Here is a 13,443-nt window from a genome sequence, read left to right as displayed (position 1 = left end):
TGTGCGTGACGTGCGCAGCCGGTACGTGGGGACAACGGGAAAGACAGCGCGGCTCTCAGGCCGCTTGCGTTAGCATCAAAGGCGTCAGCCGGGTTCGCTCGCGCGCTCGAGCATGGCGTGCAGCAGCACGTTCGCGCCCGCCTCGATCCATTCGATCGTCGCGTCCTCGACCTCGTTGTGACTGATGCCGTCGATGCATGGCACGAACACCATCGAAGTCGGCGCGACCGTCGCGAGATAGCACGCGTCGTGGCCCGCGCCCGAAACGATCTCGCGGTTCGAGTAGCCAAAGCGCTCCGCCGCCGCGCGCACGGAGTTCACGCAGGCCTTGTCGAACGGCACCGGCGCGTAATAGAAAATCTGCTCGACCTGGGTTTCGAGCTTGCCTTGCTCCGCAATCCTTACAATTCCCTCGCGCAGCTCGGCGTCCATCTGCGCGAGCACGTCGTCCTCAGGATGGCGGAAATCGATGGTAAAGAACACGCGGCCCGGAATCACGTTGCGCGAATTCGGATGCACCTGCATCATGCCGACCGTCGCGCAGGCTAGCGGCGCATGGCGCAGGCCAATTTCGTTGACGAGCTGCACGACACGCGAGGCGCCCAGCAGCGCGTCGCGGCGGCGCGGCATGGGCGTCGGGCCCGCGTGGGCTTCCTGCCCCGTGAGCACGACTTCGTACCAGCGCTGCCCCTGCGCGTCCGTGACGACGCCGATGGTCTTGTTTTCGGCTTCGAGTATCGGCCCCTGCTCGATATGCAGCTCGAATGCCGCGTGAATCTTGCGCCCGCCGCACGGCAGTTCGCCCGCATAGCCGATGCGCTGCAATTCCTCGCCGATGGTCTTGCCATCGACATCCTTGCGCGAGAGCCCGTAGTCGAGCGTGAAGACGCCCGCGAACACGCCGGAGGCGACCATGGCTGGCGCGAAACGCGAGCCTTCCTCGTTGGTCCAGATCACGGTTTCGACGGGGCGCTCGGTTTGAATGCCGTGGTCGTTAAGCGAGCGGATCACCTCGAGCCCGCCCAGCACGCCATAGATGCCGTCGAAGCGCCCGCCCGTGGGCTGAGAGTCGGCGTGCGAACCGGTCATCACCGGCGGCAGGTCGTTGTTGCGCCCCGCGCGGCGCATGAACACGTTGCCCATCTGGTCGACGCTCACCGTGCAGCCCGCCCCTTTCGCCCATTGCACGATGAGATCGCGCCCTGTCTTGTCGAGGTCGGTGAGCGCGAGACGGCACACGCCGCCCTTGGGCGTAGCGCCGATTTTCGCCATCTCCATCAGGCTGTCCCACAACCGCTGGCCGTTCACGTGAATCGCGGTCGTCAGCGCGGCTTCGCTTACTGCGTTCATGCGTGTCCTCCTGTCCGTGTTCGTCAAACGTGCATTCGTGCCACCTTCTGGGGCGGGAAGCGCCATGGCGGTGCGCGCTTGAATGGCGCTTCGCGATTCCCGAAACCTCGCCCCGCGAATCCTGTCCGATTGGACAGGTTGTAGACGATAAACTTCGCGAATTCAATGCGGTGTTACCAGCGAGAAGCGTGCCATCCATGCTGCAGTGCGCGATAACGCCCCGGCGCTCCGCGCGTTTCCCCCGAGGGCGGTGAGTGCACGAGGCGCTTACATCGTGACTACAATGAAGCCGTCATGGGCGCGAACGCCGTGCGCCGCCTCTTCCTTCCGAATGGACCGACCATCATGCGCGACGACGAACCCACCACGCGAGCCGCGACCCACGCGATGCGCGGCACGGCGCACGAACCGGAAGCCGCTGACGCAACGCACAAGCCGCGCCGGCGCAAAGCCGCCATTCGCGAGTCGAACGAAGCGCATCTGCTCGCCTGCGCGGAGGCCGTGTTCGCCGAGCGCGGCTTCGAAGGCGCGAGCACGGCGCTGATCGCGGAGCGCGCGGGCCTGCCGAAGGCCAATCTGCACTACTACTTCCCGACCAAGCTCGCGCTCTACTGGCGCGTGCTCGACGATCTGTTCGAGGAATGGAACGCGGCCGCGAACACTTTCGACGCGAGCGACGATCCGGTCGTGGCCATTGGCGGTTACGTGCGCGCGAAGATGGAACTCTCGCGGCGCAGGCCGCTTGGATCAAAAGTGTGGGCGAACGAGATCATCAGCGGCGCGACGCATATGCAGGACATCCTGCTCAAGCGTGTGAAGCCGTGGATGGAAACGCGCGTGAGGCTGATCGATCGCTGGATTGCGGAAGGCTTGCTCGCACCCGTCGATCCGAAAGCGCTGCTTTTCATGATCTGGGCGACCACGCAGCACTATGCCGATTTCGAGGCGCAAATTCGCGCGCTCTCGGGCAAGCGCGCGCTTTCATCAGCGGGGTTCGAGGCGAGCACCGAGGAAGTGGTGCGGTTGATTTTGCGCGCGAGCGGCGCGCGCTCGCCTGGGCTTTGAGCGAAGCGGCAACGATGTGCCGCTCCCTCGCCCCGAGGACTCTGCGGCCGTTATCTCAGCGGTAAAACTCGGAAGGCGCGACACCGAAATGCCGCTTGAACATCGCAGCAAATGCACTCTGACTCGTGTAGCCGTGATCGAGTGCGACGGTCACGATCTTTTCGCCGCGCGCGAGACGCTCGAGCGCCAGAAAGAGCCGCGCATGCCGGCGCCAGCGCCCGAGCGTCATGCCAGTCTCGCGCTGGAACGCTCGGTGCAGCGTGCGCTCCGCCATGCCCAGCCTGTGCGCCCAGTGCGCAACTTCGTGCGGCGCGTCCGGCGCATCGATGATCGCGTCGCAGAGCTTGCGCAGTCGCGTGCCGGCAGGCCATGGCAGATACAGCGGCAAACGCGGTATGACCGCGAGTTCGGCGAGCAACAGACGCATGAGCAGATCGGCGGGAGAGCAGTCATCGACGTGTAGGCTGGGTGGCAGTTTTGCGACAGGAACAGCCATTCTAGCGCGAGACAGACCCCATTCGCGGCGGGCAATCTCATCGTTCTTCCACTCACACGACTGTGTTCAGGAGGCACCGATGCCCGCTCCTTCCTCGCGCTCCGCGCACTATTCACTCTTTCCCGTCGCGGCGCTTGCGCTGTGGTCCGGCAATGTCATGGTGTCGCGCCTCTCCGCACACACCATCGACCCGTATGCCATCACCTTCTGGCGCCTCGTGCTCGCCGTTTTGCTGATGAGTCTCTTCGTGCCCGTGGGAGCATGGCGCAACCGCGCTGCCATTGTTCCGCAACTGCCGAAGCTCGCCTTTCTCGGCCTGCTCGCGATGGCGCTGTTCCAGTGCCTGTCGTACGAAGCCGCCAGGACGACGACGGCCACCAACATGGCGATCATGACTGCCCTCGTGCCGCTTCTCACCATGCTGCTCGCGGTCGCGCTGCTCGGCGAAACGCCGACGGCCGGCATGGCCAGTGGCGGTGTGCTGTCGTTCGCGGGACTCGTCTGGCTGATCACAGCCGGCCATCCGCCGGCGTTACTCGCGGGCGGCCTGCATGCGGGCGATCTGCTGATGCTTTGCGCAAGTGCCGCCTACGCTCTCTATGGCGTGCTGCTCAGGCGCTGGCATGTCGGCCTGCCTTCGTTTGCATTCCGGCGCGTCTAGTCATAATATAACTAGACACACAGTTACTAGCCCGTCATGCTCCGACATTCGCCGCTCGCCCTCGCCGTTCTCGCCATGCTGACCGAAGCACCAATGCATCCCTACCGGATGCAGCAGCTCATCAAGGCGCGCGGCAAGGACGAAGTCGTCAACGTGAAGCAGCGCAACAGCCTCTATCAGACGATCGACCGGCTGTTGCGCGGCGACCTGATCGCCGTTCGGGAAACGGAGCGCGACGGCGCGTTTCCCGAACGCACGATCTACGAAATCACCGATGCGGGGCGCGACACCGCCCGCCTGTGGCTGCGTGAGCAGCTCGCGCAGCCCGCGCGCGAATTCCCGGCGTTTCCGGCAGCGCTTTCGCTGTTGCCCTTGCTGCCGCCCGACGACGCCCGCCGTCAGCTCGAAACGCGCGTGGCGGCCCTCACGCGCGAACTCGCCCGCATGGACGCCTTGTATGCGAGCGCCGAGGCGATGCAGGTGCCGCGCCTTTTCCTGCTCGAAGGCGAACTCATGAGAGCGTCGCTCAAGACCGAGCTCGACTGGGTCGCGAGCGTCGTGGGCGACCTGAAAGCCGGCAATCTCACGTGGAGCGAGCCCTGGCTGCGTGAACTCGCCGAGCGTTTCGCACCGCCGTCCGACGCGCCTGCAGCACGCGAATCATCGAAGGAGAAATAGCCATGTCGCACGTCACCCCGCAAACTCCGCTCTCGGTCATGATCATTGGCGCGGGAACCGGCGGCCTGTGTCTCGCGCACGGCCTGCAGCGTGCCGGCATCGACGTTCAGGTGTACGAACGGGATCGCACGCGCGTTGACGGTCTGCAAGGCTATCGCGTCGGCGTCGATCCACACGGCCTCGCCGCACTGAAGGCCGCGCTGCCGCCTGAACTCTTCGCTACGTTCCTCGCCACCTGTGCGCGCACGCCACGCTACTTCAACATGCTGACCGAGCGCATGTCGGAGCTGCTCTCGGTCGGGATCGGCGAAAGCGAGATCGATGGCGGGAAGTCCGTGAGCCGCATGACGCTGCGCCAGGTCCTCCTTACAGGCCTCGAAGAGCGCGTGCACTTCGACAAGACCTTCGTCGAATACGAGCAGCACGTCGACGGCCGCGTGACTGCGCGCTTTGCCGACGGCACGAGCGCGAGCGCCGATGTGCTCGTCGGCGCGGACGGCGCGCGTTCGAAGGTGCGAAGGCAACTGCTGCCGCACGCGAAGCTCGAAAACACCGGCATCGTGAGCATCGCGGCCAAAGTGCCGATGACCGAAGAAAACCGCGCGCTGCTGCCGCCCAAGGTACTCGACGGCATTACGCTGATCTCGGCGCCGAAGGGCTACGGTGCAATCATCCACGTGATGGCATTCAACTGGGACCAGGCCGGCGCCAGGTCCGGCGTCGGCGGCAACGACGCCGCGTTGATCGAGCGCTGGCCGGGCCTGCTCTACGACAACACACGCGACTACCTGATGTGGGGCGTGTGGGGCGCGCGCCGCAACGTCCCCGCCGACCCGATGAAGCTCGAAGCGCCCGCCCGGCTCGCGCTCGCCATGCAGATGACCGACGGCTGGCATCCCAGTCTGCGCGCATTGATTCGCGCGTCGGACCTCTCGACAACTTTCGCCCTGGACGTGCGCACGTCGGTGCCCGTCGCGCCCTGGCCGGCCTCGAACGCTACCGTGCTCGGCGACGCGATTCATCTCATGACGCCGGGCAGAGGCGTCGGTGCGAATACCGCGCTGCGCGATGCGCAACTGCTCGGCTCGCAACTCGTGCGGGTAGCACGCGGCGAACTCGCGCTAGTGGATGCGGTTGCCGACTATGAAACGCAGATGCGCCGTTATGGCTTTCACGCGGTGGCCGAATCGCGCAAACAGTTCGACGAGCGCGACGCAATACATCGGCCCATTGTCGGACGCTTCGCGCTCGGGGCAATGCGCACGGCGATGCGTGTCGTCAACAATGTGCCGCCACTGAAGCGGCGCATGATCGATTCGGAAAACCGCTTTCGCGGCAGCGAAGAAGAAAACGCAGTGCCTCTACACTAACCCACGCTACCGGGCCTGACCCCACTCAGGGATGGACGAAACCTACTTCTGTTTAATTAAAAGCGGCTATTGAAAGCGCTTTGTTTGCCCGCGCTGCCATCGTCATGTGCTGACGTCCCGGACCAACGCCATTCACTAGCATTTCTTCGCCAACCTATTCCATCTCAACTGCTAGCCTCGACAATCCACATATAGGCTGCGTCGCTTATCGAGTACGTGAATCATAATGCTTCGCAATGCGAATCAAATGACGGATGACTTGCATTTCTAATCGCCGTATTCTGCAGCGATGCGTCATTGCGTTCCGCTAATTGCAGGCAGAGTCGCAATGAAGATAGTTCTTCTGAACAATGCCAACGACACGCACCGGGGGAACGTGTCGAGGCACATCGCTTGCGCGCCTGTTGACCAACGCGCGGAGTGGCTTTGCGCGGGCAAGGCGTGCATTTGAAGCGGCTTGCGCGAAATGGGGGGGAACGATGAACCGATCAACGAAGCAGACCGTGGTATGGGTACTCGCTTTGGCCCTGTCGGGTGCGGCTTATGGTGCGGCCGGCGGTAATGGCGGAGGGAACGGCGGCGGCAATGGTGGAGGCAATGGCGGCGGTAACGGTGGAGGCAATGGCGGCGGTAACGGTGGAGGCAATGGCGGCGGTAACGGTGGAGGCAATGGCGGCGGTAATGGCGGCGGCGCGGGTGCCGGTGCGGGCGGTGGCCACGGCTCTGGGTCGGGCTCAGGGTCGAGCTCGGGCTCGGGTGCAGGCAGTTCCGGCGCAGGCAGTTCCGGCGCAGGCAGTTCCGGCGCAGGCAGTTCGGGTGCAGGCAGTTCCGGCGCAGGCAGTTCCGGTGCAGGCAGTTCCGGTGCAGGCAGTTCCGGTGCAGGCAGTTCCGGTGCAGGCAGTTCCGGTGCAGGTAGCTCGGGCGCAGGTAGCTCGGGCGCAGGTAGCTCGGGCGCAGGTAGCTCGGGCGCAGGTAGCTCGGGCGCAGGTAGCTCGGGCGCAGGCAGTTCCGGTGGAAGTAGCGCTGGTGGAAGTAGCGCCGGTGGAAGTAGCGCCGGTGCAAGCGGTAGCTCGGGTGCGGGTAGCTCCTCAGGTAGCGCGAGTACAGGCGGCCCTGGTGGACCTTTGGGCCGCGGCTCACCAAGCGTGAGTGCACCTACGGCTATGGTCGAAATAGTGCCACCTCATCCACCGGCGCCGATCAGAAATGCAACGGTTACAAACGCATACGGCCCACCGCCGCACCCGCCCGACTCGGATCATCGTATGAGTGCCGTGGCGGTGCCCGCGCGAGCCAGGAGCGACTATGCCCCCCCAACGAGCGCGACCACGTCGGTCCGAGGCGCAACTCCCGGGGCACCCGCTGCGCCCGTTGCGAACTACGCGCCGCCGAACGTAGCGCGACCGCAACCGGGGCCGGCCCCGGGTGCGGTCGCGAGGCCAAGTGCTGCGCCGGTTGCGAACGACTACGGTCCACCAGCCGTGGCCGGCACGGGCAGCGGCGCAGGCCACGGCGCGGGTCCTGCACGGGCTGCGAACGACTATGGCCCGCCGGGCGTGAGCGGCCCAACCAAAGCGGGTTTCGCCGTTGACACGGGCGGCTATGAGCCGCCGATCCTGACCCCAACGAGCAGTAGCAGGGGCGAGCAGGCGGTCCCCTACGAGCCGACGCAGTAAGGCCTGGACGGGCGGGACGGGCCGGCGGGCGCGATGTCGTGCGCTTTCGCGAAGTGCCCCCCGCTCCCTTGACCCAGGTCGGCCGCTCCTCTCACGGAGCCCGACATGGAACTCGCCACCCGAAGCAGTGCTATACAAGTGATACTGAGCGAACACCGCCGTCTGACGAGCATCGTCAGCGGCATGCTGCGTGTGGTCGATGGCATGACGTCCGGCTCTGGCCCACGCAGCGCCATGCTGATGCGGGCGATGCTCTACTACATCAGCGAATTCCCCGAGCAGGTTCATCATCCGAAAGAGGAGCAATACCTGTTCGCGCGGCTTCGAGAGCGCTCTGAACAATTCGACGCCGTCACCGGGGAACTCGCGCGCCAGCACGAGGACGGCAGGCTGCGCGTTCACGCGCTCGAACGCGCGCTCAGACGATATGAACTCGCTGGCGCCGACTTGCTGCCCGCGTTGCGCGACGGCGTGTATGGCTACGCCGACTTCTACGCCAGTCACCGGCACCTGGAAGAGTCCGTCATCCTGCCCGGCGCGCAACGTTATTTGACCGTATCGGACTGGGTGGAAATCGATGAGGCGTTCGCCGCAAATCGCGATCCGTTCGAGAGTCTGGAGACCGAGGACAATCTCAACGATCTTTACAGGCTGATCGTCCAGACGATGCCCGAAGCGCAAGCCTGAACGACCTCACAGCGTTGCGCATCGCGGATCACCGACTGTCCGGCCTTGCGGACGCTCGATCGAGACCCGGGTCTGGCGCAAAAAAGACATGCGCAGTCGACTTACACGAATTTGCGACAATGCGGGAAGACCTGCGGCAAACAACCGCACCTCAAACGCCATATGGCGTCGGGCCGTGCAATCAGTCCGCATCGTACACTGTGGGTTTCGACGCTCGTAGTCCGGAAAGCCGTCGTGCCCATTCACTATCTGCGCAGCTTCACCTCTGTCGAACGCACCGAGCGTGCCAACCTGCGGCTCGGCCGTGCGCTGGCCTGGGTCGCCGGTGCCATCAATGCCGGCGGCTTCCTCGCCGTTGGGCAATACACGTCGCACATGTCGGGCATCGTCTCGTCGCTTGCCGACAGCACCGCGCTTGGCGATAGCGGTATCGCGCTGTCCGCTATCAGTTCCGTCCTTGCCTTTGTGAGTGGCGCCGCGACTTCCGCCATTCTGATCAACTGGGGACGCCGCCGTTGCGCGCGCAGCGTCTATGCGCTGCCGCTCCTGCTCGAAGCCGCCCTGCTCCTTTGCTTCGCCGCGCTCGGCGCGAATCTGGGCATACATCGCGTTCTCTTCGTGCCGCTGACGGTGGCTGTGCTCTGTTACATCATGGGCGTGCAGAACGCCATGATCACGAAAATCTCGCGCGCCGAGATCCGCACGACGCATGTGACCGGCATCGTGACAGATCTGGGAATTGAACTTGGGAAGGCACTGTACTGGAATTGGGGCGTGCCGGCCTCAGCGTCGCAACATGTGGCGGCTGATATCAAGCGGGTACGCGTACTCGGTTCCCTGCTCGGGATGTTTTTGCTTGGCGGAACGCTGGGCGCCGTGGCTTTCCGGCATTTTGGATTTGCCGCCGGCGTTCCTTTGTCGATGCTGCTGGTGATTCTCGCGAGCGTCCCGGTCACCGACGATTTGCGTCGCCTGCCGCTGCGCGACCTTTTTTGAGGATTGCGTCGGTCCCCGGCCAGACGCTCGCTACGGGGCAATTCATTCGCTTATCAGAAACCGGTCGCGATTCTTCGCGTCCTTGATCCAGTTCGGTGCGCGTCCCCTGCCGGACCAGGTTGCGCCGCTTGCGGGATCACGATATTTCGGGGGCGCCGCGCTATGCGAAAGCCCCGGCCTGCCGCGACGACTACCAAAGATGTCCTGCTGCGTGTACCCGAATTCCGCCACCTTTGCGCGGATATCGGCGAGAACCGTCTCGAACTCCTGTTGACGGGCGATGGCCGCCTGACTCTCGAGTTCCGCGAGTTGCGCCTTCAGTTCCTTGTACGTTGCCACGAATCGTCTCCTGCGCGTGGACACCATTCGCTAATCATAGTGGCTTTCGCTCACGCCCCCTTCCAACGTGACCGCACGACTTTTACGGCGTCGAAAGCAAGCGGAAGCAGCGGATCGTTCAGGCCGCGACGAAGACGACTGCCCCCACATCGGCAACCTGAGCGAACAACCGTACGAAACGATAGCTTTGCGCCTGGATAGTCAGTTCGTTGAGCCCGGAGCGCGTGCCCTCCAGTATCGCCCGGGCCACCGGCTCCGGAATCGCCCCAAGGTGTGCCCAGTCTTCCTGCAACAGCGCGGGATCTCCCAGATAGACCTCGCTTTTCCCGCCAGGCGTTCGAACGAGAATGAGGCTTCCCCCCTTGTCGAGCGCAAGCTCCAGGTACTCTGACAAGGTTGCCAACGCCTCTGTGTCGACATCGCGGGCGGCATGTGAGTTCGAAGTCATAGGGTGGCCACGTTGAGTAGTGTATCCGCCACTATCGTACCCCCGCTCCTGCCCGTCTGGCTCATTTTGGCACCGGGACGCATTCAGGGATGTAACCCGAACATACCGTGCCAGATCGCACTCAAGAGGCTGGCGTGACGATGATCGTCGGACTTTTGCGACTCGCCCTCGCCTGCGCCGTGCGATGAAGACGGCGGCATGGCCTCGTCCGGCTCCCCGGCATGGCGCGGCGTGGCGTTGTCCGCCTGACGCGACAGGTGCAGCGCGATAGCACCGTCGGCAATGCGCCCGGCCAATTGGGCTTCGCAATCGCCAGCGAGCAGTGCGCCGAACACGACATCACGGTTGTAGCCCTGCTCCGCGAAGCGCATGGCCACGGACACGTGCCGCGCATACGCCTCCTGACGCGCCGCCTCCTGCAAACGCGCCTCTTCTTCCTGTTCACGGGCGATACGCCCCATCTCCCCGGCATAGACCGCGTCGTAGACGCTGCGCTGCGCCGGATCGGAAAGAATCGCGTAAGCTTCCTTGATCTCCTGGAACTGCGCATGCGCAGAGGCCTCGCGTCCCATATTACGGTCGGGATGCGCTTTCATCGCGGCCCTGCGGTAGGCCCGTTTGATGTCTGCGTCGCTCGCGTCGTCGCGTACGCCCAGCAAGTCATACAACGTCGCCATGGCTTGCACAAATTGAAGTGAGATGCGGTCGATCGTAGCATGTCATCCGCATGCGCATCGCGCGAGCGATGGCGATCGCCAGGTAGCAACCGATCAATTATCCTAAGCAAAGCGGCATCGAATATCGAAATCCGCCTGCGCCGCGGGAGTGCGACACCGGGTTCTCAGCGTCGAACCCGTGTCCAGCGACACCACTCGTGGTGATCGAGATTGCGCAGCAAATCGGCCCTGCGCCGTTCGCGCCGGTAGTGAGCGGTGACACTAACTGCGGCTATTACGAGCACGATCGTGCCGGCAGCCATACCCAACCAGGACTGGTCCACGTCAGCCTCCCTGGATCCATGCGGATCGCAACCCAATTGTGAGCAACGCACTCTGAATATAGCCCGTTCGTGTGACAGACTATGCGGCCTCGACCGCCAATCAGCGCACGCGGGCGACCGCTCTCAGGAGCGCATCGCCTTGAGGCGTCACTCGGGGCGTAGGGAAGCCGGATTCGGGCGTATCGACGATGACCAGATGAAGATCGCGAAGCGCACCGAGTTCCTCCCGGTCTGGCTCGATCCGCCCTGGCGCATTCTTTATCAGCATCAACGTGGCAAGTTCGTGGGGGCTCAACATGTTATTTCCCTCCCGCTTGATCCTGTTTGATTCCACTTCTTCGCGATTGCGAGCGCACTCGCCGCCCAACCGCCATGCGTGCTACCGCAGCTTCGCCGCAGTCTCCGACGCAATGTCCATGCATGCGCGCGTGTACCCGGCCGCCTGCGAAGCAACCCACGGCAACATCTCGACCTGGTTGCGGACAAATTGCTCCGGCGTATGCGCGGACAACATGCCTTCGAAGTGCTGTTGCGTCCCAGTGAATATCGACCTGCAAGTCGCGAGATTCAGGCGCGCGAGTTCACAAAAACCATCGAATAGATGACCGGTCCGCGTCGCGAAATTTGCGGCCCACGATTCGCCTTCCGCAGCTGCGAATTTTTTATTAGGCATACTTATTTAACCCCCCGTGCATTTCATCAATCGCTATGTCTGCATCGACCGCATCTGATGTATGGCTTTTCAACGCGAGTGGCGTTGCCCATTCGGAAACGAGTGCCGGCGTCGATCTAGAGCCTTGATTCTAACTTTGTTAAATCCGCGTCATGAATGCTATATGAGTCAGGAGTTTCCCCAATTCATTACGCAGATTGGTTGACCCCGAAGTATGGCGGCGGCATGTTTCGAACAGGCTTGCGAAAAGTTGACTTGTCAGAGTGGATCTCAGCCAGTCAGACAAGAAAAGACGAACTACGGGTTTCGCACTGTCTGGTGACGCAAGACGTCAAACAAGGCACCGCTGCGATAGGAAGTCATCGCAAGCGGATTGTGAGTGCAGCGCTGTTGTGCCCTCGAGCGAGGGTGCGCTGGCAAATCAGTGCGCGCCGACTTTCACTGCGTTGCGTTGCGCAAGCAACTCGCGGATGCGCGCCAGATGCAGATCGCCAACGGCCGTATGCACGGGCTCGGCCTTTCGGGCACGACGCGCAGCAGGTGGCCACGCACCGAGGTATCGGCACAGCGCGGAAACGAACGGCCGCTTCCCTCCACCAGCGAGCCGTTGGGTCGCAGCAGCAACGCGATCCGCACCTACATTTGCGATCAGCCATTCAAACGCCTGACGGTCTTCGTCATTCACAATGCGGACTAGCGGTTCCATGCGACGCTCCTACTGGACGTAAACACATACTGTTAATTTATACAGTATTTTGCGTCAGTGCAAGGGCGACCCTGACGTTAGTGCTTCCACGTAATCGGTGTCCGATATTCCACGTAATTTGACCCGAAATACGAAATCACGAATTTCGAGGTGCTTTACGTGGTCAGCCGGCTGGAACCCTGCAATTTTGGCGGTGCATTACGTGGAAAGTTGTTGTCCGTGGCCTCGCCTATCCAGGGTAATCGTGTGAAGACACGGGCGGAGGGCTTGGCGTCCACAGAACCCGCCCAGCAAGGACCAACGCAGACTCCCGTTTTCGTCCTGTCGGTCTGCACATCTGCCGTGATGACGCCCCTTATCAAGGGAAGCAAGGTGCCGTCGCCTGCGCGCACTGCCGCCATGGCGCGCCCGTCCCTGTCGATTCACCTGTTCCGGCCTCATGGTAGAGGCGCCCAGGACCGGTATTCGCGGTTCATGCGATGACCACCCAACTCCGTGGCCGGCCGCGAAGCGACTGTCAATCGATGGGTTGCCAGATCAATGAGACGACCGCTCCACTCGGTAAGCGGTCACTTGGTCGCTGGAAGCCGCCGTCGCGTCATCGGCCATAAGCGCCAATGGAAGCTCATCGGCCAAAGCCTCCGCTGCGGCCAAAAGACGTCTGGGCCATCAGGGTCCACCTCCAGAACGCCTACGCGGTCCGTGATCTCGCTTTGTTCAACCTGGCTATCGATAGCAAGCTGCGCGGCTGTGACCTTGTCAGTCTGAGAGTTCGCGACGTCACTCACGGCAATCAGGTATTGCCCCGGGCGCTGGTCGTTCAGCAAAAGACCCGGCGCCCCGTACAGTTTGAACTGACCGAGCCAACCCGATCCGCCATTGGAGCTTAGCTCGAGAAGGCCTCGCTAAGGCCGGAGCAACGTCTTTTCCCGAGTCGACTTTCGGAGTATCCGCACATTTCGCCCCGGCAATACGCCCGGATGGTACATCAATGGGCAGTTGCGTCGGGGCTTGACCCAACCGCTCATGGCACCCATTCGATGCGCCGAACCAAAGTGACATTGATAGACAAGCGCACAAAGAATCTCAGGGCTGTCCGACTTTTGCCTGGTCACAGCAAGCTGGAAGGTACAGTGCGCTACCTTGGGATCGAAGTTGACGATGCCCTGGAGATCTCCAAACAGACTGAGATCTAACCGGACCGGCGCATGCCGCACGGACTGAATTTGAGTTCGTGCGGCTGCTTTTGGGCGCTCCTCCGTCCGCGCGAAACCGGCCATCTCCCGACATTGCCCCGT

The 13,443-nt window shown here is 63.0% G+C and carries 14 protein-coding genes and 3 pseudogenes; 10 read left to right on the top strand and 7 right to left on the bottom strand.

Annotated features, from left to right (window positions below; genetic code table 11):
* Positions 1–84: 84 nt before the first annotated feature.
* Complete coding sequence (locus M3I54_RS23075) at positions 85–1,350, bottom strand: Zn-dependent hydrolase (protein ID WP_254340166.1); 1,266 nt, start codon at positions 1,348–1,350, stop codon at positions 85–87.
* A gap of 345 nt (positions 1,351–1,695) precedes the next feature.
* Between M3I54_RS23075 and M3I54_RS23070 the strand changes: the two genes are divergently transcribed.
* A complete protein-coding gene (locus M3I54_RS23070; protein ID WP_375542195.1) occupies positions 1,696–2,415 on the top strand; it encodes a TetR/AcrR family transcriptional regulator in 720 nt (239 codons plus the stop codon).
* Between the two features lie 55 nt (positions 2,416–2,470).
* Here M3I54_RS23070 and M3I54_RS23065 read toward each other — a convergent pair.
* Positions 2,471–2,917, bottom strand: a pseudogene (locus tag M3I54_RS23065) (helix-turn-helix transcriptional regulator); the annotation flags it as partial.
* Positions 2,918–2,990: 73 nt separating this feature from the next.
* Between M3I54_RS23065 and M3I54_RS23060 the strand changes: the two are divergent.
* The 3 genes and pseudogenes from M3I54_RS23060 to M3I54_RS23050 form a co-directional block, all read left to right on the top strand.
* A pseudogene (locus tag M3I54_RS23060) lies at positions 2,991–3,554 on the top strand (DMT family transporter); the annotation flags it as partial.
* 54 nt (positions 3,555–3,608) lie between these two features.
* Positions 3,609–4,250 carry a PadR family transcriptional regulator gene (locus tag M3I54_RS23055; protein ID WP_254340164.1) on the top strand — a complete coding sequence of 214 codons (642 nt, stop codon included), beginning with the start codon at positions 3,609–3,611 and terminating at the stop codon, positions 4,248–4,250.
* 2 nt (positions 4,251–4,252) lie between these two features.
* Positions 4,253–5,620 carry an NAD(P)/FAD-dependent oxidoreductase gene (locus M3I54_RS23050; protein WP_254340162.1) on the top strand — a complete coding sequence of 456 codons (1,368 nt, stop codon included), beginning with the start codon at positions 4,253–4,255 and terminating at the stop codon, positions 5,618–5,620.
* Between the two features lie 488 nt (positions 5,621–6,108).
* Here the strand turns inward: M3I54_RS23050 and M3I54_RS23045 are convergent, their stop codons facing one another.
* Positions 6,109–6,339, bottom strand: coding sequence for a hypothetical protein (locus M3I54_RS23045; protein WP_254340160.1), 231 nt, complete (start codon positions 6,337–6,339; stop codon positions 6,109–6,111).
* Between the two features lie 546 nt (positions 6,340–6,885).
* On the opposite strand from M3I54_RS23045, the gene M3I54_RS23040 reads away from it, so the two are divergent.
* The 3 genes from M3I54_RS23040 (at position 6,886) to M3I54_RS23030 (ending at position 8,979) form a co-directional block, all read left to right on the top strand.
* Entirely contained in the window at positions 6,886–7,296 is a 411-nt protein-coding gene (locus tag M3I54_RS23040; protein ID WP_254340158.1) for a hypothetical protein, read from the top strand.
* A 105-nt stretch (positions 7,297–7,401) separates the two neighbouring features.
* A complete protein-coding gene (locus M3I54_RS23035; RefSeq protein WP_254340156.1) occupies positions 7,402–7,983 on the top strand; it encodes a hemerythrin domain-containing protein in 582 nt (193 codons plus the stop codon).
* A 234-nt stretch (positions 7,984–8,217) separates the two neighbouring features.
* Complete coding sequence (locus M3I54_RS23030; protein WP_254340154.1) at positions 8,218–8,979, top strand: YoaK family protein; 762 nt, start codon at positions 8,218–8,220, stop codon at positions 8,977–8,979.
* A 42-nt stretch (positions 8,980–9,021) separates the two neighbouring features.
* On the opposite strand, the gene M3I54_RS23025 is transcribed toward M3I54_RS23030, so the two are convergent.
* The 3 genes from M3I54_RS23025 to M3I54_RS23015 all read right to left on the bottom strand — a co-directional run bounded on the left by M3I54_RS23025 (position 9,022) and on the right by M3I54_RS23015 (position 10,425).
* Positions 9,022–9,318 carry an H-NS histone family protein gene (locus M3I54_RS23025; protein WP_254340152.1) on the bottom strand — a complete coding sequence of 99 codons (297 nt, stop codon included), beginning with the start codon at positions 9,316–9,318 and terminating at the stop codon, positions 9,022–9,024.
* Between the two features lie 118 nt (positions 9,319–9,436).
* Positions 9,437–9,766, bottom strand: coding sequence for a hypothetical protein (locus M3I54_RS23020; protein ID WP_233886705.1), 330 nt, complete (start codon positions 9,764–9,766; stop codon positions 9,437–9,439).
* A gap of 83 nt (positions 9,767–9,849) precedes the next feature.
* On the bottom strand, positions 9,850–10,425 hold the full coding sequence (locus M3I54_RS23015; RefSeq protein ID WP_309249631.1) for a J domain-containing protein: 576 nt from the start codon (positions 10,423–10,425) through the stop codon (positions 9,850–9,852).
* A 537-nt stretch (positions 10,426–10,962) separates the two neighbouring features.
* Between M3I54_RS23015 and M3I54_RS45165 the strand changes: the two genes are divergently transcribed.
* On the top strand, positions 10,963–11,094 hold the full coding sequence (locus M3I54_RS45165) for a hypothetical protein (protein ID WP_309249630.1): 132 nt from the start codon (positions 10,963–10,965) through the stop codon (positions 11,092–11,094).
* A gap of 51 nt (positions 11,095–11,145) precedes the next feature.
* Here M3I54_RS45165 and phaP read toward each other — a convergent pair whose 3' ends face one another.
* Complete coding sequence (gene phaP / locus M3I54_RS45395; RefSeq protein WP_375542194.1) at positions 11,146–11,439, bottom strand: TIGR01841 family phasin; 294 nt, start codon at positions 11,437–11,439, stop codon at positions 11,146–11,148.
* A gap of 481 nt (positions 11,440–11,920) precedes the next feature.
* On the opposite strand from phaP, the gene M3I54_RS45390 reads away from it, so the two are divergent.
* Together M3I54_RS45390 and M3I54_RS23005 are read left to right on the top strand one after the other, a co-directional pair.
* Complete coding sequence (locus tag M3I54_RS45390) at positions 11,921–12,136, top strand: hypothetical protein (protein ID WP_375542193.1); 216 nt, start codon at positions 11,921–11,923, stop codon at positions 12,134–12,136.
* Positions 12,137–12,762: 626 nt separating this feature from the next.
* A pseudogene (locus tag M3I54_RS23005) lies at positions 12,763–13,341 on the top strand (tyrosine-type recombinase/integrase).
* Positions 13,342–13,443 lie beyond the last annotated feature (102 nt).

The sequence above is a fragment of the Paraburkholderia sp. CNPSo 3274 genome, from assembly GCF_024206475.1.
Lineage (GTDB): Bacteria > Pseudomonadota > Gammaproteobacteria > Burkholderiales > Burkholderiaceae > Paraburkholderia.
This window is presented reverse-complemented; position numbering and strand designations above follow the sequence as displayed.